The organism is Aeromonas sp. INTO2, assembly GCF_049860605.1.
GTDB lineage: Bacteria > Pseudomonadota > Gammaproteobacteria > Enterobacterales > Aeromonadaceae > Aeromonas > Aeromonas caviae.
Genome location: NZ_CP187588.1, coordinates 4,162,266 through 4,180,000, shown reverse-complemented (window position 1 = coordinate 4,180,000; position 17,735 = coordinate 4,162,266). Strand labels below are relative to the sequence as shown.

The window sequence follows — 17,735 nt, the reverse complement described above, 5'->3', positions numbered from 1 at the left end:
CGGCTCATCACATCCTGGGGCTGAAGTCGGTCCCAAGGGTATGGCTGTTCGCCATTTAAAGTGGTACGCGAGCTGGGTTCAGAACGTCGTGAGACAGTTCGGTCCCTATCTGCCGTGGGCGTTGGATGATTGAAGGGAGTTGCTCCTAGTACGAGAGGACCGGAGTGAACGAACCTCTGGTGTTCGGGTTGTCACGCCAGTGGCACTGCCCGGTAGCTAAGTTCGGAATCGATAACCGCTGAAAGCATCTAAGCGGGAAGCGAGCCCTGAGATGAGTCATCCCTGACCCCTTGAGGGTCCTAAAGGGCCGTTGGAGACCACAACGTTGATAGGTGGGGTGTGTAAGCGCGGCGACGTGTTGAGCTAACCCATACTAATTACCCGTGAGGCTTAACCATACAACACCCAAGAAGTGTTTCTGGCCTTGTAGCGAATGAGCGAACTACTTACAAATTCAGTGGTAATGACAACGCACACTAGCGAAGTCGTTATTCACATCAGCTTTCTGGATTAAGAATTTGCCTGGCGGCAATAGCGCAGTGGAACCACCTGACCCCATGCCGAACTCAGAAGTGAAACGCTGTAGCGCCGATGGTAGTGTGGCATTCGCCATGCGAGAGTAGGACACTGCCAGGCACCCAATTTTAGATTACGCATTGAGCGTGGTCTTTACCGGTTAGTGTGCTGATATGGCTCAGTCGGTAGAGCGCATCCTTGGTAAGGATGAGGTCCCCAGTTCGATTCTGGGTATCAGCACCATTAAATAAGAAAGCCTCCCAATCGGGAGGCTTTTTTGTGTCTGCCTTTCAGCCATCCATCGCAAATTGCAGTCCTGCAATGTCGCACCTTCTTGTTGCTGAGATATCTTCCCTTTCTATCCCGTATGCTTTCCGGGCGGCGCTTCTCTATTAAAGGGATCCGGGCTAAGTTGTGGATTGGCAAAGACAACTACGCTTTCGAAGGGGAAAGAACATGCTGATTAGGAATGTGCGTCTGTAATGACCCAGCCGTTCCTGCACAACTAAGCGGCTTCGGCATAGGCCTGCGCCGGTGTTTTCATCTTTAGCGCCTGGTGAGGACGCTTCTGGTTGTAAAACTGGATCCAGTCGCCAATCACCCGACTGGCATGCTGCAAGGTCTCGAACCTCTGCCGATGGGCACACTGCTCCTTGAGCGTTCTGATCACCCGCTCGACCATGCCGTTTTGTTCCGGCGTGTACGGCGTGATGAACTCCTGCTGCAACCCATAGCTCTTCACCAGTGCTGTGTAGTTGCGGCTGGTAAACACCAACCCATTGTCGCTACGTAACAAAAACGGCGATGCAACTCGTCCCAAGCTGCCGAAGCGAGCAATTAAGGCTTGCTCCAGCGCTGCCTCGGCCGTTTTCGATTTACCACTGCGCGAGAGATGCCATCCCAGTAGTTCACGGGTATGGCAATCAATCACCAGCGCCAAGGAACACCAGCCATCGCGACCAGCCCAGATCCGGCATAGGTCCGTCGCCCAGCGTTGGTTAGGCGCTGAGGCCACCGAAGGCAGGGCCTGGATCCGGGGGCGAAACCCAACCGGACGCTTGCGAACTTGCCAGCCCTTGAGCTGGAAGATGCGCTGTACCGTGTTCTTGTTGAACCCCAACAGGGCTGCAACCGTCCGGTAACCGAACGATGGGTTCTCCTCAATCATGTTTTTGATCGGGGTGACCAGATGCTCCTGAAGCTTGGGCGCGGCCTTGACGCTGCGGTAGTACCAACTACGACGCGGCAGGCCAAACCAGCGGCAGAGCTTGCTGACGGAGACATCAATACCTTCTGCGCGTAATCCCTGCTGAACATCGGCGACTATCTGTCGTCCTCGCCCAGCAGGGAGGCCAGCTTTTTTCTGGCGCGTAACTCCAGCATGGCCTCGCCATAAGCTTCCTGGAGTTCCTTGAGCTGCTTCTCGTACTGCTCGCGAATATCCAGTGGCTTGGCCCGTAAGGCGTTTTCCATGCCCCGTTTGGCGTCATCTACCCATTCTTCAATCTCGGAGGGCGGCAAATCAAAGGCTCGAGCCGCTTCGGCGACGGTGGTCTTGCCCTGAATGATTTCCATGACCAAGGCGGACTTGCGCTTGGCCGTCCAACGTTTGATTTCTTCGTCCATCGTGATGCTCATGTCTGTGATCTCCACTCATTATGACCTGAGCAGGATTTCAGTGGGTCATTACACGTCTGGCGGGCAGGGAAGGGATGTGGCAAATCCTCTGTCAGGGAGGCGTGATCCGGGCCATTGAGCCCATGAGCACTCAGCTGCTCTCTGTCCGCGAGCTTGATGGTGAGCAAGGCCTTGTCATCCCCCCCTTTATCGAACCGCACATTCACCTCGATACCACCCAGACGGCTGGCGAGCCGAGTTGGAACTTCTCCGGTACCCTGTTCGAGGGGATCGAGCGTTGGGCCGAGCGCAAGGCGCTGCTGACCCATGAGGATGTGAAACAACGCGCCATCCAGACACTGAAATGGCAGATTGCCAACGGCATCCAGTTCGTGCGGACTCACGTGGATGTTTCCGACCCCAATCTGGTCGCCTTGAAGGCGATGCTGGAGGTGCGGGAGGAGATGAAGGAGTGGGTGGAGCTGCAGATCGTCGCTTTTCCGCAGGAGGGGATCCTCTCCTACCCCAACGGCAAGGCATTGCTGGAAGAGGCTCTCAAGCTGGGGGCCGACGTGATCGGTGCCATCCCCCATTTCGAGTTTACCCGGGAGTACGGGGTCGAAAGTCTGCACTACGTCTTCGATCTTGCGGAGAAGTATCAGGTTCTGGTGGATGTGCATTGCGACGAAATCGATGACGAACAGTCCCGTTTTATCGAGACGCTGGCAACCCTGGCCTACGAGCGCGGTATTGGCCATAGGGTGACCGCCAGCCACACCACCGCCATGCACTCCTACAACGGAGCCTATGCCTCGCGGCTGTTCCGGCTGCTCAGGATGGCGGACATCAACTTCGTGGCCAATCCGCTGGTGAACATTCACCTGCAGGGGCGCTTCGACAGCTATCCCAAGCGTCGTGGGATCACCCGGGTGAAGGAGATGCTGGAGGCGAACATCAACGTCTGCTTCGGCCACGACGACGTGTTCGATCCCTGGTATCCCATGGGCACGGCCAACATGTTGCAGGTGCTGCATATGGGGCTCCATGTCTGCCAGATCATGGGCTACGAGCAGATCAACGACAGCCTCAAGCTGATCGGCAGCCACAGCGCCCGCACCCTGAACGTGCAGGATCGCTACGGCATCGAGGTGGGCAAGCCCGCCAACCTGCTGATCCTTCCTGCAGAGAATGGTTTCGATGCGGTGCGCCGCCAAGTGCCGGTGCGTTATTCCATCCGCCATGGCAGAGTCATCGCCGATACTCGCCCGGCCGAGACGACCCTCCATCTTGTGAATGCAGAATCGGTAGACTTTCGCCGCTAGGGTCTAGCAGGGTCGATTAATTGCCCGGCTGTCCCCTGCTGCCGACATTTTGCATAATGCCAACCTGACAATCTTGGAGACTGCTTGATGCAAACCTGGTTATTTGTCGCTGCCGGAGGCGCCTTCGGTGCCTGCCTGCGTTTTGGCATCGCCGAGCTGATGGCCTGGCTGCTGGGACGCCACTTTCCCTATGGCACCCTGGTGGTCAACGTGGTGGGTTCCTTCATCATGGGGATTGCCTATGCCATGATCAGCCATGGTCACGTGGTGGAGCACCCGATGAAGCCATTGCTGATGGTGGGTATCCTCGGCGCCTTGACCACCTTCTCCTCCTTTGCCCTCGATACGGTCGTGCTGGCCCAGCAAGGGGCCTATCTGAAGGCGCTGCTCAATATCGGTCTCAATCTGTTCCTCTGTCTGGCCATGGTCGTGCTGGGGATGCAGTTGGTCGCAAGCCGGGTTTGAGGTGTCCGCACGCCATCGGCTCTGGTAAACTGGCGGCCATTCTTTGCTCTATGGGTATTTGAGGGATGTCGGAACAGACTACTACTACGCATTTTGGCTATAAAACCGTGGCAGCGACCGAGAAGGAAACCCTGGTCGCCGGTGTCTTTCATTCGGTAGCGGCCAAGTATGATCTGATGAACGATCTGATGTCGTTCGGCATCCATCGCCTCTGGAAGCGCTTTACCATCGACTGCTCCGGTGTCCGCAAAGGACAGAAGGTGCTGGATCTGGCTGGCGGCACAGGGGATCTGACCGCCAAGTTCTCCCGCATCGTGGGTGAGACCGGCCAGGTGGTCCTGGCGGACATCAACGACTCCATGCTGAAAGTGGGCCGCGACAAACTGCGCAACCTGGGGGTGGCCAACAACGTCTCCTACGTGCAGGCCAACGCCGAGGCGCTCCCCTTCCCGGACAACCACTTCGATGTCATCACCATCGGCTTCGGCCTGCGCAACGTCACCGACAAGGACAAGGCGCTTGCCTCCATGTTCCGGGTGCTCAAGCCGGGTGGCCGCCTGCTGGTGCTGGAGTTCTCCAAGCCGGTGAGCGAAGTGATCGCCAAACTTTATGATCTCTACTCCTTCAAATTGCTGCCAAAAATGGGCGAAATCGTCGCGAACGACAGCGAAAGTTACAAATACCTGGCGGAATCCATCCGCATGCACCCGGATCAGCAGACCCTGGCAGGCATGATGGAGAATGTCGGTTTCGAACAGGTGGAGTTTTACAACCTGACCCAGGGCGTGGTTGCCCTGCACCGCGGTTACAAGTTTTAAGGTCGCCTATGCCGATGGATGCCATGGTCACCGCAGTGATCGAAACCAGCCTCAACCAGTTGCTGTCCCTGGACAAACAGAGCCCGGAGCGGCTGCGCAAGCTGACGGGCAAGGTACTCAAACTGGAGCTGCGCGAGCTCAAGCCGCTCTGGTTTGTCTTCTCGGAGCGCCGTCTGGATGTGCTGGCTAGGTTTGAAGGGGAGGCGGATGCGGTGCTGAGCCTCTCCCTGACCGCCCTCGGTCTGCTCAAGGAGCCTTCCGCCCTGACCCGCTACATCCGCGAGGAGAAGCTGGACCTGAGCGGTGACCCCCAGCTGGTGCAGGCATTCAGCGCCCTGCTTGGCGAGCTCGATATCGACTGGGAAGAGGAGCTGTCCCGCTACACCGGCGATGTGGTGGCCCACACCCTGTGCAGTGGTGCTCGTCAGGCTCGCCGTTTTGTGGGGCGAGAGTTGTGCCGTTCCCAGCGTCAAGTGGCCGAGTATCTGACCGAGGAGGCGAGGCTTGCCCCGGGTCCGCTGGAAGTGGCGAGCTTCAATGACGATGTCGAAGAGCTTGCCCAACAGATGAAGGCGATCGAGTTGCGGCTTGCCCGCCTCGAACAGCAGGTGAGCTGATGACCCCGAAGGAGTTCAAACGCCTCTATCGCATCGTCAGCATCCTGCTGGAACAGGGCATCGACGAGCTGGTGCCCGCCTGTTATCAGCCCTGGCCTGGCCGTCTGGCCCGTCGCAGTCTGTTCTGGCTCAAGAACAAGCAACAAGGCATGAGCCGTGGCGCCCGCATTCGCCTCGCCTTCGAGGCCCTGGGCCCCATCTTCATCAAGTTCGGCCAGATGCTCTCGACCCGGCGCGATCTGCTGCCCCCTGACATTGCCGAAGAGCTGGCCCTGCTGCAGGACAGGGTGCCTCCCTTCTGTGGTCAGGCCGCCCGTCGCCAGATAGAAGAGAGCCTGGGTTGCCCCGTCGAGACCCTGTTCGATGACTTCGACGAGACGCCGCTGGCATCCGCCTCCATCGCCCAGGTGCACACCGCCCGGTTGAAGGAGAACGGCCGCGAGATCGTCATCAAGGTGATCCGTCCCGATATCGAGCCGGTCATCGAGGCCGACCTGCGCCTGATGCGGGCGCTGGCCCGTCTGGTAGCGCGCTTTGTGCCCCAGAGTGCGCGACTGCGCCCCGTCGAGGTGGTGGAGGAGTATCGCAAGACCATACTCGACGAGCTCAACCTGATGCGCGAAGCGGCCAACGCCATCCAGCTGCGCCGCAACTTCACCGGTTCCGAGGCGCTCTATGTGCCCGAGGTGTTCACGGACCATTGCCGTGAGCAGGTGCTGGTGATGGAGCGCATCTACGGCATTCCGGTCTCCGACATTGCCGCGCTGGAAGCCAACGGCACCAACATGAAGCTGCTGGCCGAGCGCGGAGTGGAAGTGTTCTTCACCCAGGTGTTCCGCGACAGCTTCTTCCACGCCGACATGCACCCGGGCAACATCTTCGTCTCTTTCGAACACCCCGAGAATCCGCTCTGGATCGGCATCGACTGCGGCATCGTCGGCACCCTCAACCGGGAAGACAAGCGCTACCTGGCGGAGAACTTCCTCGCCTTCTTCAACCGCGACTACCGCCGGGTGGCCGAGCTGCACGTAGAGTCAGGCTGGGTGCCGCCCGATACCAAGGTGGACGAGTTCGAGTTCGCCATCCGCACCGTGCTGGAGCCCATCTTCGAGAAACCGCTCTCCGAGATCTCCTTCGGCCACGTGCTGCTCAATCTGTTCAACACCGCCCGTCGCTTCAACATGCAGGTGCAGCCGCAGCTGGTGCTGCTGCAAAAGACCCTGCTCTATGTAGAAGGGCTGGGTCGCCAGCTCTATCCCCAGCTGGATTTGTGGCAGACCGCCAAGCCCTATCTGGAGAACTGGATGCATGAGCAGGTCGGCCCCAAGGCGGTGTGGAATGCCATCAAGGAGAAGGCGCCGTTCTGGGCGGAGAAACTGCCGGAGCTGCCGGAGCTGGTCTATGAGATCCTGCGTCAGGCCCGCCATCAGCAGCACCACTTCGACCAGATGTTTGCCGATTTCCGTCGCCACAGTCGCCGTCAGGGGCAGGCCCGCTACCTCTTAGGGGTTGGTGCCAGCCTGCTGCTCGCGGGTGTATTCTTGCTGACCCAAAAACAATACATTGAGTGGGGACAAATCAGCCTCGCCGGCGCCGGGTTATGCTGGCTGCTGGGTTGGTTGCGAACCCGTTCCCATTAAATAACCTGCGCCATCGGGCGCCTATCCGGAGAGAAAGTCATGGGTGGTATCAGTATTTGGCAGTTGTTGATCATCGCAGTCATCGTCGTGCTGTTGTTTGGCACCAAGAAATTGCGCGGTATCGGTGGCGATCTGGGCGCGGCGGTCAAGGGATTCAAGAAGGCGCTCTCCGATGAGCCGGCCGACACCAAACCCGAGCAGAAAGATGCCGAGTTCCCGACCAAGCAGTTGAACGAGACGGCCAGCAACGCCGAAGCCGCCAAGCAGAAAGACAAAGATCAGGCCTAAGCCATGTTCGACATCGGTTTTTGGGAACTGGTCGTCATCGGCGTCGTCGCCCTGGTGGTGCTGGGTCCCGAGCGGTTGCCGGTCGCGATCCGCACCGCCAGCCACTGGATAAGGCTGATCCGCAGCACCGCCAACTCGGTCAAGGCCGAGCTGGAACAGGAGCTCAAGTTGCAGGATCTGCACAACGATCTGAAGAAGGCCGAACGGTTGCAGATGAACAACCTGAGCCCCGAGCTGCAGGAATCCATCGAGCAGTTGAAAGCGGCCGCCCAGTCGGTAAATCGTCCCTATCAGGGGGAGAACGAGATCCGCCCGCCTCGGGAGCCCGCCCGGGCTGAGCCAGCCACTCCGGTGGCGGCCTCGGTGCCCGCGACCCCAGAGGTGCCACCGGTCAACAGTCAGCGAGAGAGCGAGCCTGTGCCCGCCAGCGAGCCCGCAGCCAAGGGGGAGGTGAAGCCATGAGTCAGGCAGAACAACCCATCATCAGCCATCTGGTGGAGCTGAGAACGCGCCTGCTGCGTTCCATCACCGCCATCCTGCTGGTGTTCATCGCGCTCATCTACTTCTCCAACAACATCTACGACTTCGTGGCCCAGCCGCTGCTCAGCCAGTTGCCGGCAGGCACCAGCATGATAGCGACGGATGTGGCGACACCCTTCATCACGCCCATCAAGCTGACCCTGGTGGTCTCCTTCTTCGTGGCGATCCCCTATCTGCTCTATCAGGCCTGGGCTTTCATCGCACCCGGTCTGTACCAGCACGAACGGCGGCTGATCCTGCCCCTGGTGGCCTCCAGCGCCGTGCTGTTCTATGCGGGGATGGCGTTCGCCTACTACGTGGTGTTCCCCCTGGTGTTCGGCTTCTTCACCAGTACCGCCCCCGCCGGGGTGACGGTGGCGACCGACATCGCCAGCTACCTGGACTTCGTGCTGACCCTGTTCTTCGCGTTCGGGGTGGCGTTCGAGATCCCGGTGGCCACCATACTGCTCTGCTGGACCGGGGTGACCACCCCCAGGAGCCTGAAGGAGAAGCGCCCCTACGTCATCGTCGGGGTCTTCGTGGTCGGTATGTTGCTGACGCCGCCCGATGTCTTCTCCCAGACCCTGCTCGCGATCCCCATGTGGGGCCTGTGGGAGATAGGTCTGTTCTTCGCCCGCTTCTACGTGAAGAAAGAGGACGAAGAGCAGCAACAAACGGAAGAGGGGAGCTGAGGCTCCCTTCCTCTTTTCATGCATCCGTTCGAGGCGTATGGTAAGGCCCCATCGAGTAGATGGTTTTCAAATGCCTGATATGCACCTCGTTTGTCCGGAACCCCTGACTCCATGATCGACATCGGTTTGAACCTGACCAGCAGCCAGTTCGCAGGCGAACAAGCCGACCTGGTGGAACGCGCGCGCGCCGCCGGGGTGGAAGCCCTGATCCTGACCGGCACCGATCTGGCCGGCAGTCGCGAAAGTGCCGCATTGGCCGCCCGCTGGCCCGGTTACTGCTTCTCCACCGCCGGGGTACATCCCCATGATGCCAAAAGCGTCGATGAGGCGACCCTGCCCGCCCTGCGGGAACTGGCGGCCCTGCCCCAGGTGGTGGCTATCGGCGAGTGCGGTCTCGACTACAACCGGGACTTCTCCCCCCGCCCGGTGCAGGATGCGGTGTTTGACGCCCAGCTGGCGCTCGCCGCCGAGCTCGGGATGCCGGTGTTTCTGCACTGCCGCGATGCCCATGACAAATTCGTCGAGATCCTGCGCCCCTGGTTGCCCCGCCTGCCGGGGGCCGTGCTGCACTGCTTCACCGGCTCCGACGCCGAGCTGGACGAGTGCCTGGCGCTGGGGCTGCATATCGGGGTGACCGGCTGGCTCTGTGACGAGCGCCGTGGCCAGCTGCTGCGCGAGCAGGTGGCCCGCATTCCGGCGGGTCGCTTGATGATAGAGACGGACGCCCCCTACCTGGTGCCGCGGGATCTGAAACCCAGGCCCAAACGCAACGAACCCGCTTTTTTGCCGCACATCGCCCAGGTGGTGGCGGCCTGCCGTGGTGAAGCGCCCGAGGCCTTGCTGGCCCATACCCGGGCCACCTCCGCCGCATTCTTCCAACTTCCGCTTTTGGAGTGATTCATGGCCACAACTCTTCCGGGGGCCTTCCCGGGCCGTCGCCTGCGCCGGGTGCGCAAACATGACTTCAGCCGCCGCCTGGTGCGCGAGAACGTACTGACCGCCAACGATCTCATCTATCCCGTGTTCGTGCTGGAGGGAGAGGGTCAGCGAGAGGCTGTTGCCTCCATGCCGGGGGTGGACAGGCTCTCCATCGATCTGCTGCTCGAAGAGGCCGCCGAACTGGTGGCCCTGGGAGTGCCGGCGGTGGCCCTGTTCCCGGTGACGCCGCTGGAGAGAAAGAGTCTGATGGCGGAAGAGGCCTACAACCCGGATGCCCTGGCCCAGCGGGCGACCCGTGCCCTCAAGGCTCGCTTCCCGGAGCTCGGGGTTATCACCGATGTGGCGCTCGACCCCTTCACCACCCATGGCCAGGACGGCATCATCGATGACGAAGGCTATGTGCAGAACGACATCACCACCGAGATCCTGGTGAAGCAGGCGCTCTCCCATGCCGCCGCCGGGGCCGACATGGTGGCCCCGTCCGACATGATGGACGGCCGCATCGGTGCCATCCGCGCCGCGCTGGAGGAGAATGGCTTCGTCAACGTGCAGATCATGGCCTACTCCGCCAAGTACGCCTCCCACTACTACGGCCCGTTCCGCGATGCGGTGGGCTCCGCCGCCAACCTCGGCAAGAGCAACAAGGCCACCTACCAGATGGATCCGGCCAACGGCAACGAAGCCCTGCACGAAGTGGCCCTCGACATCGCCGAAGGGGCGGACAGCGTCATGGTCAAGCCGGGCATGCCCTACCTGGACATCATCCGCCGGGTGAAGGATCAGTTCGGCGTGCCGACCTTCGCCTATCAGGTGAGCGGCGAGTACGCCATGCACATGGCGGCGATCCAGAATGGCTGGCTCAAGGAGAAGGAGTGCGTGATGGAATCCCTGCTCTGCTTCAAGCGGGCCGGGGCCGATGGCATCCTCACCTACTTCGCCAAGCGGGTCGCCCAGTGGTTGAAAGAGGACGCCCGACGCTGAGGCGGGGAGTGTCCATGCCCTCACAATGCCGGCCCTCGGGCCGGCATTGTCGTCTCTGGTAGATGAAATGCTGGTTTTATGAACAAAATGCCTGAAAAAGTGGGCAACATGCCCGTCTCTTGGCGGCAAAGGCTTGATAAATGGGGTTTCTGCCTACATCTTAGATGGTCCAAGCAGGCTTCTGGACGGCAGGGGCTGCAGAGCATTTAGAGGTACCGCAGATGACTAACCCTTTGCTGACAATGGACTCGCTGCCTCCCTTCAGCCAGATCCAGCCCGATCAGGTGCAACCTGCCGTGACGCAGGCCATCGCCGATTGCAAACAGAAGATTGAGGATGTGCTGGCCCAGAAGGAGCCTCACACCTGGGACAGCCTGATCGCCCCGCTGGAAGAGGCCAACGACCGCCTCTCCCGGATCTGGTCCCCCATCAGCCACCTCAACGCCGTGCAGAACAGCGAGGCGCTGCGGGCGGCTCACGATGCCTGCCTGCCGCTGCTTTCCGAATTCCAGACCTATGTCGGTCAGCATGAAGGGCTCTATCAAGCCTATCTGGCCCTCTCCGAGAGCGATGACTTCCCCCGGCTGGATGATGCCCAGCGCAAGGAGATCCTGAACACCCTGCGCGATTTCCGCCTCTCCGGCATCGGTCTGCCTGCCGAGGCGCAGCAGCGTTACGGCGAGATCCAGGCCCGCCTCTCGGAGCTCGCCTCCCTTTTCAGCAACAACGTGCTGGACGCGACCCAGGGCTGGCACAAGCTGGTGACCGACGAGGCCGAGCTGGCCGGTCTGCCCGCGAGCGCCCAGGCTGCCGCGCGCCAGATGGCCGAACTCAAGGGCAAGGAGGGGTGGCTGTTCACCCTGGACATCCCCTCCTACCTGCCGGTGATGATGTATGCCGACAGCCGCGCCCTGCGTGCCGAGCTGTATGAGGCCTTCACCACCCGCGCCTCCGACCAGGGCCCCAACGCTGGCAAGTGGGACAACTCCGCCATCATGACCGAGTTGCTCACCCTGCGCCGGGAGCTGGCCCGACTGCTGGGCTTTGCCAACTATGCCGAGCTCTCCCTCGCGACCAAGATGGCGGACAAGCCGGAGCAGGTGGTGGAGTTCCTCACCGACCTGGCTGCCAAGTCCCTGCCCCAAGGCAAGGCGGAGCTGGAGGAGATCCGCGCCTTTGCCGCCGAGCAGCACGGTCAGGACGAACTGGCGGCCTGGGATCTTGCCTATTACGCAGAAAAGCTCAAACAGCACAAGTTTTCGGTCTCTGATGAGCAGTTGCGTCCTTATTTCCCCGCCGGTCGGGTCGTGAAGGGGCTGTTCGAGGTGGTCAAGCGGGTGTTCGGCATGAAGGTACGCGAGCGTCTCGGCATCGACACCTGGCACCCGGATGTGCGCTTTTACGACATCTTTGACGCCGATGACGAGCTGCGCGGCAGCTTCTACCTGGATCTCTATGCCCGCGAGCACAAGCAGGGCGGCGCCTGGATGGATGTCTGCCTGGGTCGCCGCTACCGTCAGGACGGCTCCCTGCAAAAGCCGGTGGCCTACCTGACCTGCAACTTCAACGGCCCGGTGGACGGCAAGCCGGCCCTGTTTACCCACAACGAAGTGGTCACCCTGTTCCACGAGTTCGGCCACGGCATTCACCACATGCTGACCCGCATCGATGTGGCTGGCGTGGCCGGCATCAACGGCGTGGCCTGGGATGCGGTGGAGCTGCCGAGCCAGTTCCTCGAGAACTGGTGCTGGGAATCCGAGGCGCTGGCCTTCATCTCCGGCCATTACGAGACCGGGGAGCCGCTGCCCGCCGATCTGCTGGAGAAGATGCTGACCGCCCGCAACTTCCAGGCGGCGATGCAGATGCTGCGCCAGCTGGAGTTCGCCCTGTTCGACTTCCGCCTGCACCAGGAGTTTGACCCGGCCAGCGCGGATCAGATCCCTGCGCTGCTGGATGAGGTGCGCAGCCAGGTCGCCGTGATGACGCCTCCGGCGTTCAACCGCTTCCAGCACAGCTTCTCCCACATCTTCGCGGGCGGCTACGCGGCGGGCTACTACAGCTACAAGTGGGCCGAGGTACTCTCTGCCGACGCCTTCTCCCGCTTCGAGGAGGAGGGGATCTTCAACCCGGCCACGGGCCACTCCTTCCTGAAGAACATTCTGGAAAAGGGCGGCTCCAGGGAGCCGATGGAGCTGTTCCGTGCCTTCCGTGGCCGGGAGCCCCAGGTGGATGCGCTGCTGCGTCACAGCGGTATCGCCGCGTGAGGTCCCGCCGCCACAGTGAGCCTCGATTGGATGAGCTGCCGCGCCACTGCGGGAGCTTCAAGCAGGTACACATTTGCGGCATAGTGGGATCGAAACGTGATTTTTGATAGAAAAAGGGACCTTTTGGTCCCTTTTTCCAAGCCTTTTTAATATCTTGCGGAGTGCATGTTTGCACTGTCCCCGCCTCTTCAGTAGAGTCGGGTTCTACCTTCTAGGGAGAGAAAGAACCTTGCCATGAGGCGAGCACTCGAGTCTGTCTATCAAATCATCTCCAGCCTGTCTCATTCGAGTGGTCAGGGATATTTTGATGCCTTTGTGAGTGAAATCGCCAACGCGGTGGGGGCTGACTTCGTCCTGGTGTCCGGCAAGGATCAGGCGGGTCTGTTCTTTACCGTGCATGCCGCCTATCCCGCCTCCCTCGACATCAACTCCTACAGCTTCCCCCTCGCCGACACTCCGGGGGAGATCGCCATGCAACAGGGTGAAGCCTGGTTCAGTGATCGCACCCGCCAGCTGTTCCCCCACGCCGCCGTGCTGGAGCGCTGCGAGGTGAGAGCCTATGCCGGCGTCGCGCTCAAGAACGCCGAGGGAGAGACCATCGGCCTGTGCAGCGTCATGTTCAAGCGGGCCATGCCGAGAATGGAGAAGATAGTGGGCCTGCTGCGTCTGCTGGCCCCGCTCGCCGGTCGTGAACTGGCGCTGATGTATCAGCAGCGCCAGAGCCAGGAGCAGCCGGCGCAACCGGAACATCACCACTTCCTGGACACCATGATGTCCCATGCGCCCGTGGGCATCGGCAAGGTGGATCTGGGCGGCAAGATCCTCTGGGCGAACCCGGCCATCGAGAAGATGCTCGGCTACAGCCAGGAGGAGCTGCAACAGCTCACCGTCGCCGAAATCAACCATCCGGACGACTGGCAGACCAGCATTGCGCTCTACGACGCCCTCAAGCGGGGGGAGCGTCCCGCGTTTACCCAGGAGAAGCGTTATCTCCATCGGGATGGGACCGTCCTGTGGGGACGGGTGACGGTGACCCTGATCCGCAACGAGCAGATGCACCCCGACTATCTCATGGTGGTGCTGGAGAACATCGATCCCATCAGGCGCCATGCGGAGCAGCTCAAGCTCTCCCACCGGGTCTATGACAACCTCTCCGAAGCCATTCTGGTGTGCGATGCCGACAGTCGCATCATCTCGGTCAATCCGGCCTTCGAGAAGATCACCGGTTACAGCGAGGAGGAGGCGTGTGGCCAGCGGCCCAGCATGCTCAAGTCCGGACTGCACGATCAGACCTTCTATGCGGACATGTACCACGCCCTGGAGCGGGTGGGGATCTGGCGTGGGGAGGTGTGGAACAAGCGCAAGAACGGCAAGCTCTATCCCCAGCAGCTGATGATCAGCGCCGTGCGGGAAGGGGGCAAGATCAGTCAGTACATCGCCATCTTCAGCGATCTTTCCCAGACCAAGCTGGCGGAGCAGAAGATCGCCGCCCAGGCCAACTACGACAACCTCACCGGCCTGCCCAACCGCTGGCTGTTCGGTCGCTGTCTGGCCCGCTTCTGCGAGCGGGGGGAGCGCTTCGCCCTCATGGTGCTCGACCTCAACAACTTCAAGGCGGTCAACAACAGCATGGATCACCATGTGGGCGACGCCCTGCTGCGGGAAGTATCGGATCGGCTGGTGAGCCGGGTGCGCACCGAGGACCTAGTGGCCCGCATCGGCGGCGACGAGTTTGCCTTCCTGGTGCCCGGCATCGTCAACCGCCGTCAGGCCGAGGTGTTTGCCAAGCAGGTGATCGGCGGTTTTGCCCGTCCCTTCATGCTGGCCAACCAGCACCTCTATGTGACCGCCACCCTGGGGATCACCCTCTGTCCCAATGACGGCGGCGACAGCGACGAGCTCTTGCGCAATGCCGAGCAGGCCCTGTTCGTCGCCAAGCGCCAGGGACGCCCCCTCGGCACCTACAACGCCTCCATGCGGGAAGAGGTGAGCCAGCGCCACCAGATGCAGCACGATCTGGCGGAGGCCATCAAGCTGGGCCAGCTGACCATGGCCTACCAGCCCATTTGGGACAACCGCAGCGGCCGGGTCGCCAAGCTGGAGGCCCTGGTGCGCTGGTATCACCCCCACTGGGGTCAGGTCTCACCGGCGGATTTCATCCCGCTGGCGGAAGAGGCGGGGCTCATCCAGGGGCTGGGTGCCCTGGTGCTGTGGCAGTCTTGCCGGGATCTGGCCAGATTGCAGCAGTCCGGCTTCCCGGATCTGCAGATGTCCATCAACCGCTCCACCCTGGAGTTCCAGACCATAGACCCGGAGGCCAACGAGTGGCTCAGGGTGATCCGTCACTTCAACCTGGACCCGGCGGACATCATCATCGAAATCACCGAGTCCCTGCTGATGGAGACCAGCGATCAGCACAGGGTGCGGATCGATGCCCTGCGCGAGGCGGGCTGCAAGCTGGCCATCGACGACTTCGGCACCGGCTACTCGGCCCTCAACTACCTGCGCACCTTCCCGGTGGATCTGGTGAAGATCGACCGCTCCTTCGTGCGCCACATCCCCTTCAACGAGCAGGACAGGCTGCTGCTCGACGGCATCATCAACATAGTGCACAACCTCGGCATGCAGGTGGTGATCGAAGGGGTGGAGACCCGGGAGCAGCTGAACTTCCTCTGCCTGAAGGGCTGTGCCTTCACCCAGGGCTACCTGCTCAGCCGTCCGCTGCCCTATGACGATCTGGTGGAGTACCTGGGCCTCAACCGTCAGGGGATGAACCTGACCACGGTGAGCTGATCTCCCGCTTCTGCTATCATGCCGGCTCCTGCGCCGTGATGAGTCCGTGTTATGCCCCATATTCAGGTTTTCAGTGAAGTCCCCGCCCGCGATGGCGAGCTCGACGCCCTGCGCCAGCGCCTTGCCGACGTGGCGTTTCCCGCTCCCTTCGCGCTGGTGCTGACCGAGGCACGGCTGGAGCTGCGCAAGCTGGACGAGCCCAAGCTGGGGGCCGTCTATGTGGACTTCATCGAAGGGGCTGTGGCCCATCGCCGCAAGTTCGGCGGGGGGCGCGGCCAGTCCATCGCCAAGGCGGTGGGGTTGAAGTCGGGGGCCATGCCGACCGTGGTGGACGCCACCGCCGGGCTCGGTCGCGACGCCTTCGTGCTCGCCTCCCTCGGCTGCAGGGTGACCCTGATCGAGCGCAGCCCCGTGGTGGCGGCCCTGCTGCAGGACGGCCTGGCGCGGGCGGGCAAGAATCCCGAGATAGGCCCCTGGGTGCGCGAGCGGATGCAGCTGCTGCACGGGCCGGCGGTGGAGACCCTGCTGGCGCTGACCGAACGGCCCGAGGTCATCTACCTGGATCCCATGTTCCCCCACAAGCAGAAGTCGGCCCTGGTGAAGAAGGAGATGCGGGTGTTCCAGTCCCTGGTGGGGGCCGATCTGGACGCCGACGCCCTGCTGCCGGCGGCGCTCAGGATGGCGGAGAAACGGGTGGTGGTGAAGCGGCCGGACTACGCGGGCTGGCTCAACGAGCACAAGCCGAGCATGGCTATCGAGACCAAGAGCAACCGCTTCGACGTCTATGTGATGGCGGCGCTGGCGGCGGGCTGAATCGAGCGCGCTTGAGTCAAGGTGTCAGATAGCAAGAGGGCCCGCAGCGCGGGCCCTCTTTCGTTGTTCGCACTCGGCGGCTAGAAGCGGATCCGCTTCTCTTCCCCCTGCCAGAGCAGCTCCAGACTCGCCAGATCCGCCAGGCTGAGGCGCTCGCCGCCTTGCAATAGCAGGTACTCGACGCCTTCTCTGGCCTCGATGGTGCGGATCCTGTCTGCCCACTGGCGGCCGTCCCGACCGGTGAGGGTGACCGGCAGCTGCCAGCGGGCGGCGATCTCGAGCCAGTCGTAGAGGTCGCAACTGATGGGTTGATACCCTGTCATGGTGCTTCTCCTACCTCGGCCCCAGGCCCGTCATTGGAAATTGATGCTGGTGGTCGGGGCCGTCACCGGCTGCGCCTTCAGCACCTGCTCCAGTTGCAGCGGGTCGTTGGCCAGCTCGGGATCATCCTCGTCGCCGTTGCAGACCAGCACCATGTCGTAGCTGCCGAGGTTGACGAAGCCCAGCTCGTAGCCGTAACCACCACCCGTCAGGGGAACGACGGGGGCGCTGGCGTAGAAGCCGTTGTCGAGGTCGGCCATGTCGGGATAGGTGTCATCTCCCACAGGGCGCAGCTCGTCGTAGAAGTAGACGAAGGCCTTGTCGGTGAGCTGGCCGCCGCAAAGCCCTGCCGCCACCGTGCCCCTGACGGTGGCGACCTCGGTGTTGTTCACCAGTCGCACCCCTCTGGGCTTGAGCTTGTAATGCTCCTCGTGGCCCGGCAGCACCATGGAGTGGCGCAGGTCGAACTCTGTGGTGAAGGCGCTGAGGCCGTTGGCGGCGATGGTGAAGGCATCCAGCTTGAGCTCGTTGCTCGGCACCTCCAGCGGCTTGATCACGCCGTCATCCTGCAGGACGTAGGAGTAGGGTGTGCCATCCGGGAATTGATTGCCTGCATCCCGGCCATCCAGGATCCGCAGCCGCATCTGGCTGTAGTCGCCGGGGACCACGCTCTGGCTGGCCAGCAGGGGGCGGCTGCTGGAGCCCGGGTATTTCAGCAGATCGATATAGGTGAACAGGGGGTGGCCTGAGGCGTCCAGAGGGATGATCTCTCCCGTCGGCGTGCAGCCATCGTCCTGGGCCGATGTCAGGAAGCTGGCGGTGGTCCAGGCCAGCTCGCTCCCCGAGACGGGGTGGATGCTGATGTTGGAGACGGCGATGCAGACCTTGCTGACCGAATCCACCGGGGCATCGGAGAAGGCCAGGGACATCTCGGCATTCTGCTGGCTGTTGTCGTCACTGCCGCCACCGCAGGCGGTCAGCAGGGCAGTCAGGGCTATCAGGGGTAAATGTTTCATGGTTTCCGTTCCTGTGAGAGAGACAACTCAACTCTAGCCGAGCCGCTGGCACAGGCTAGATGGCAGGAGGGAGCGAAGAACCAGAATCGGGTTGAAAGTACAATAAAATCAAAG

General features: G+C 61.7%; 17 protein-coding genes, 1 tRNA gene and 2 rRNA genes (1 of these 20 only partly in view). 16 read left to right on the top strand and 4 right to left on the bottom strand.

Features of this window, described 5'->3' with window-relative positions; genetic code table 11:
* The 3 genes from ACPW74_RS19785 to ACPW74_RS19775 form a co-directional block, all read left to right on the top strand.
* Positions 1–398: ribosomal RNA gene (locus ACPW74_RS19785) — 23S ribosomal RNA — on the top strand (it extends 2,491 nt beyond the left edge of the window).
* A gap of 123 nt (positions 399–521) precedes the next feature.
* Positions 522–636: ribosomal RNA gene (rrf, locus tag ACPW74_RS19780) — 5S ribosomal RNA — on the top strand.
* A 47-nt stretch (positions 637–683) separates the two neighbouring features.
* Positions 684–759, top strand: a tRNA-Thr gene (locus ACPW74_RS19775).
* A 262-nt stretch (positions 760–1,021) separates the two neighbouring features.
* On the opposite strand, the gene ACPW74_RS19770 is transcribed toward ACPW74_RS19775, so the two are convergent.
* Complete coding sequence (locus ACPW74_RS19770) at positions 1,022–1,804, bottom strand: IS3 family transposase (protein ID WP_223936907.1); 783 nt, start codon at positions 1,802–1,804, stop codon at positions 1,022–1,024.
* A 35-nt stretch (positions 1,805–1,839) separates the two neighbouring features.
* The gene (locus ACPW74_RS19765) at positions 1,840–2,154 is read right to left on the bottom strand and encodes a transposase (RefSeq protein WP_039026396.1); all 315 of its coding nucleotides are present in this window, start codon (positions 2,152–2,154) and stop codon (positions 1,840–1,842) included.
* Positions 2,155–2,201: 47 nt separating this feature from the next.
* On the opposite strand from ACPW74_RS19765, the gene ACPW74_RS19760 reads away from it, so the two are divergent.
* The 13 genes from ACPW74_RS19760 (at position 2,202) to ACPW74_RS19700 (ending at position 16,284) form a co-directional block, all read left to right on the top strand.
* Positions 2,202–3,455: a cytosine deaminase gene (locus ACPW74_RS19760; RefSeq protein WP_425859227.1), complete on the top strand. Its 1,254-nt coding sequence runs from the start codon at positions 2,202–2,204 to the stop codon at positions 3,453–3,455.
* An 87-nt stretch (positions 3,456–3,542) separates the two neighbouring features.
* On the top strand, positions 3,543–3,920 hold the full coding sequence (gene crcB / locus ACPW74_RS19755) for a fluoride efflux transporter CrcB (protein ID WP_279982216.1): 378 nt from the start codon (positions 3,543–3,545) through the stop codon (positions 3,918–3,920).
* Positions 3,921–3,985: 65 nt separating this feature from the next.
* Positions 3,986–4,738, top strand: a complete 753-nt coding sequence (gene ubiE, locus ACPW74_RS19750) for a bifunctional demethylmenaquinone methyltransferase/2-methoxy-6-polyprenyl-1,4-benzoquinol methylase UbiE (RefSeq protein WP_039041078.1) — start codon at positions 3,986–3,988, stop codon at positions 4,736–4,738.
* 8 nt (positions 4,739–4,746) lie between these two features.
* Positions 4,747–5,355 carry a ubiquinone biosynthesis accessory factor UbiJ gene (locus ACPW74_RS19745; protein ID WP_048209347.1) on the top strand — a complete coding sequence of 203 codons (609 nt, stop codon included), beginning with the start codon at positions 4,747–4,749 and terminating at the stop codon, positions 5,353–5,355.
* Positions 5,355–6,995, top strand: coding sequence for a ubiquinone biosynthesis regulatory protein kinase UbiB (gene ubiB / locus ACPW74_RS19740; RefSeq protein WP_279982215.1), 1,641 nt, complete (start codon positions 5,355–5,357; stop codon positions 6,993–6,995). The genes ACPW74_RS19745 and ubiB overlap by 1 nt, the downstream gene beginning before the upstream one ends.
* A gap of 39 nt (positions 6,996–7,034) precedes the next feature.
* The gene (tatA, locus tag ACPW74_RS19735) at positions 7,035–7,283 is read left to right on the top strand and encodes a Sec-independent protein translocase subunit TatA (RefSeq protein WP_010672358.1); all 249 of its coding nucleotides are present in this window, start codon (positions 7,035–7,037) and stop codon (positions 7,281–7,283) included.
* 3 nt (positions 7,284–7,286) lie between these two features.
* Positions 7,287–7,745, top strand: a complete 459-nt coding sequence (gene tatB / locus ACPW74_RS19730) for a Sec-independent protein translocase protein TatB (RefSeq protein ID WP_069652893.1) — start codon at positions 7,287–7,289, stop codon at positions 7,743–7,745.
* Complete coding sequence (gene tatC, locus ACPW74_RS19725) at positions 7,742–8,494, top strand: twin-arginine translocase subunit TatC (RefSeq protein WP_279982213.1); 753 nt, start codon at positions 7,742–7,744, stop codon at positions 8,492–8,494. Before tatB ends, tatC begins: the two co-directional genes overlap by 4 nt.
* A 111-nt stretch (positions 8,495–8,605) precedes the next feature.
* Positions 8,606–9,391: a TatD family hydrolase gene (locus ACPW74_RS19720; RefSeq protein ID WP_041212047.1), complete on the top strand. Its 786-nt coding sequence runs from the start codon at positions 8,606–8,608 to the stop codon at positions 9,389–9,391.
* A gap of 3 nt (positions 9,392–9,394) precedes the next feature.
* Positions 9,395–10,414: a porphobilinogen synthase gene (hemB, locus tag ACPW74_RS19715; RefSeq protein ID WP_041212046.1), complete on the top strand. Its 1,020-nt coding sequence runs from the start codon at positions 9,395–9,397 to the stop codon at positions 10,412–10,414.
* Positions 10,415–10,635: 221 nt separating this feature from the next.
* Positions 10,636–12,678, top strand: a complete 2,043-nt coding sequence (gene prlC / locus ACPW74_RS19710; protein ID WP_279982209.1) for an oligopeptidase A — start codon at positions 10,636–10,638, stop codon at positions 12,676–12,678.
* 234 nt (positions 12,679–12,912) lie between these two features.
* Positions 12,913–15,471 carry a putative bifunctional diguanylate cyclase/phosphodiesterase gene (locus ACPW74_RS19705; protein WP_210555815.1) on the top strand — a complete coding sequence of 853 codons (2,559 nt, stop codon included), beginning with the start codon at positions 12,913–12,915 and terminating at the stop codon, positions 15,469–15,471.
* 51 nt (positions 15,472–15,522) lie between these two features.
* Positions 15,523–16,284 carry a class I SAM-dependent methyltransferase gene (locus tag ACPW74_RS19700; protein ID WP_424930913.1) on the top strand — a complete coding sequence of 254 codons (762 nt, stop codon included), beginning with the start codon at positions 15,523–15,525 and terminating at the stop codon, positions 16,282–16,284.
* An 80-nt stretch (positions 16,285–16,364) separates the two neighbouring features.
* On the opposite strand, the gene ACPW74_RS19695 is transcribed toward ACPW74_RS19700, so the two are convergent.
* Positions 16,365–16,607, bottom strand: coding sequence for a Rho-binding antiterminator (locus ACPW74_RS19695; protein ID WP_279982207.1), 243 nt, complete (start codon positions 16,605–16,607; stop codon positions 16,365–16,367).
* Between the two features lie 30 nt (positions 16,608–16,637).
* Positions 16,638–17,621: a DUF4382 domain-containing protein gene (locus ACPW74_RS19690; RefSeq protein ID WP_279982206.1), complete on the bottom strand. Its 984-nt coding sequence runs from the start codon at positions 17,619–17,621 to the stop codon at positions 16,638–16,640.
* Between the last annotated feature and the right edge of the window lie 114 nt (positions 17,622–17,735).

What these genes read in the sequence shown, in the direction of transcription:
- tatA (WP_010672358.1), top strand. Translation starts at nt 7,035, where the DNA reads ATGGGTGGTATCAGTATTTGGCAGTTGTTGATCATCGCAGTCATCGTC.
- ubiE (WP_039041078.1), top strand. Translation starts at nt 3,986, where the DNA reads ATGTCGGAACAGACTACTACTACGCATTTTGGCTATAAAACCGTGGCA.
- prlC (WP_279982209.1), top strand. Translation starts at nt 10,636, where the DNA reads ATGACTAACCCTTTGCTGACAATGGACTCGCTGCCTCCCTTCAGCCAG.
- crcB (WP_279982216.1), top strand. Translation starts at nt 3,543, where the DNA reads ATGCAAACCTGGTTATTTGTCGCTGCCGGAGGCGCCTTCGGTGCCTGC.
- ubiB (WP_279982215.1), top strand. Translation starts at nt 5,355, where the DNA reads ATGACCCCGAAGGAGTTCAAACGCCTCTATCGCATCGTCAGCATCCTG.
- ACPW74_RS19765 (WP_039026396.1), bottom strand. Translation starts at nt 2,154, where the DNA reads ATGAGCATCACGATGGACGAAGAAATCAAACGTTGGACGGCCAAGCGC.
- ACPW74_RS19690 (WP_279982206.1), bottom strand. Translation starts at nt 17,621, where the DNA reads ATGAAACATTTACCCCTGATAGCCCTGACTGCCCTGCTGACCGCCTGC.
- ACPW74_RS19700 (WP_424930913.1), top strand. Translation starts at nt 15,523, where the DNA reads ATGCCCCATATTCAGGTTTTCAGTGAAGTCCCCGCCCGCGATGGCGAG.
- ACPW74_RS19695 (WP_279982207.1), bottom strand. Translation starts at nt 16,607, where the DNA reads ATGACAGGGTATCAACCCATCAGTTGCGACCTCTACGACTGGCTCGAG.
- tatB (WP_069652893.1), top strand. Translation starts at nt 7,287, where the DNA reads ATGTTCGACATCGGTTTTTGGGAACTGGTCGTCATCGGCGTCGTCGCC.
- tatC (WP_279982213.1), top strand. Translation starts at nt 7,742, where the DNA reads ATGAGTCAGGCAGAACAACCCATCATCAGCCATCTGGTGGAGCTGAGA.
- ACPW74_RS19720 (WP_041212047.1), top strand. Translation starts at nt 8,606, where the DNA reads ATGATCGACATCGGTTTGAACCTGACCAGCAGCCAGTTCGCAGGCGAA.
- ACPW74_RS19745 (WP_048209347.1), top strand. Translation starts at nt 4,747, where the DNA reads ATGCCGATGGATGCCATGGTCACCGCAGTGATCGAAACCAGCCTCAAC.
- ACPW74_RS19705 (WP_210555815.1), top strand. Translation starts at nt 12,913, where the DNA reads ATGAGGCGAGCACTCGAGTCTGTCTATCAAATCATCTCCAGCCTGTCT.
- hemB (WP_041212046.1), top strand. Translation starts at nt 9,395, where the DNA reads ATGGCCACAACTCTTCCGGGGGCCTTCCCGGGCCGTCGCCTGCGCCGG.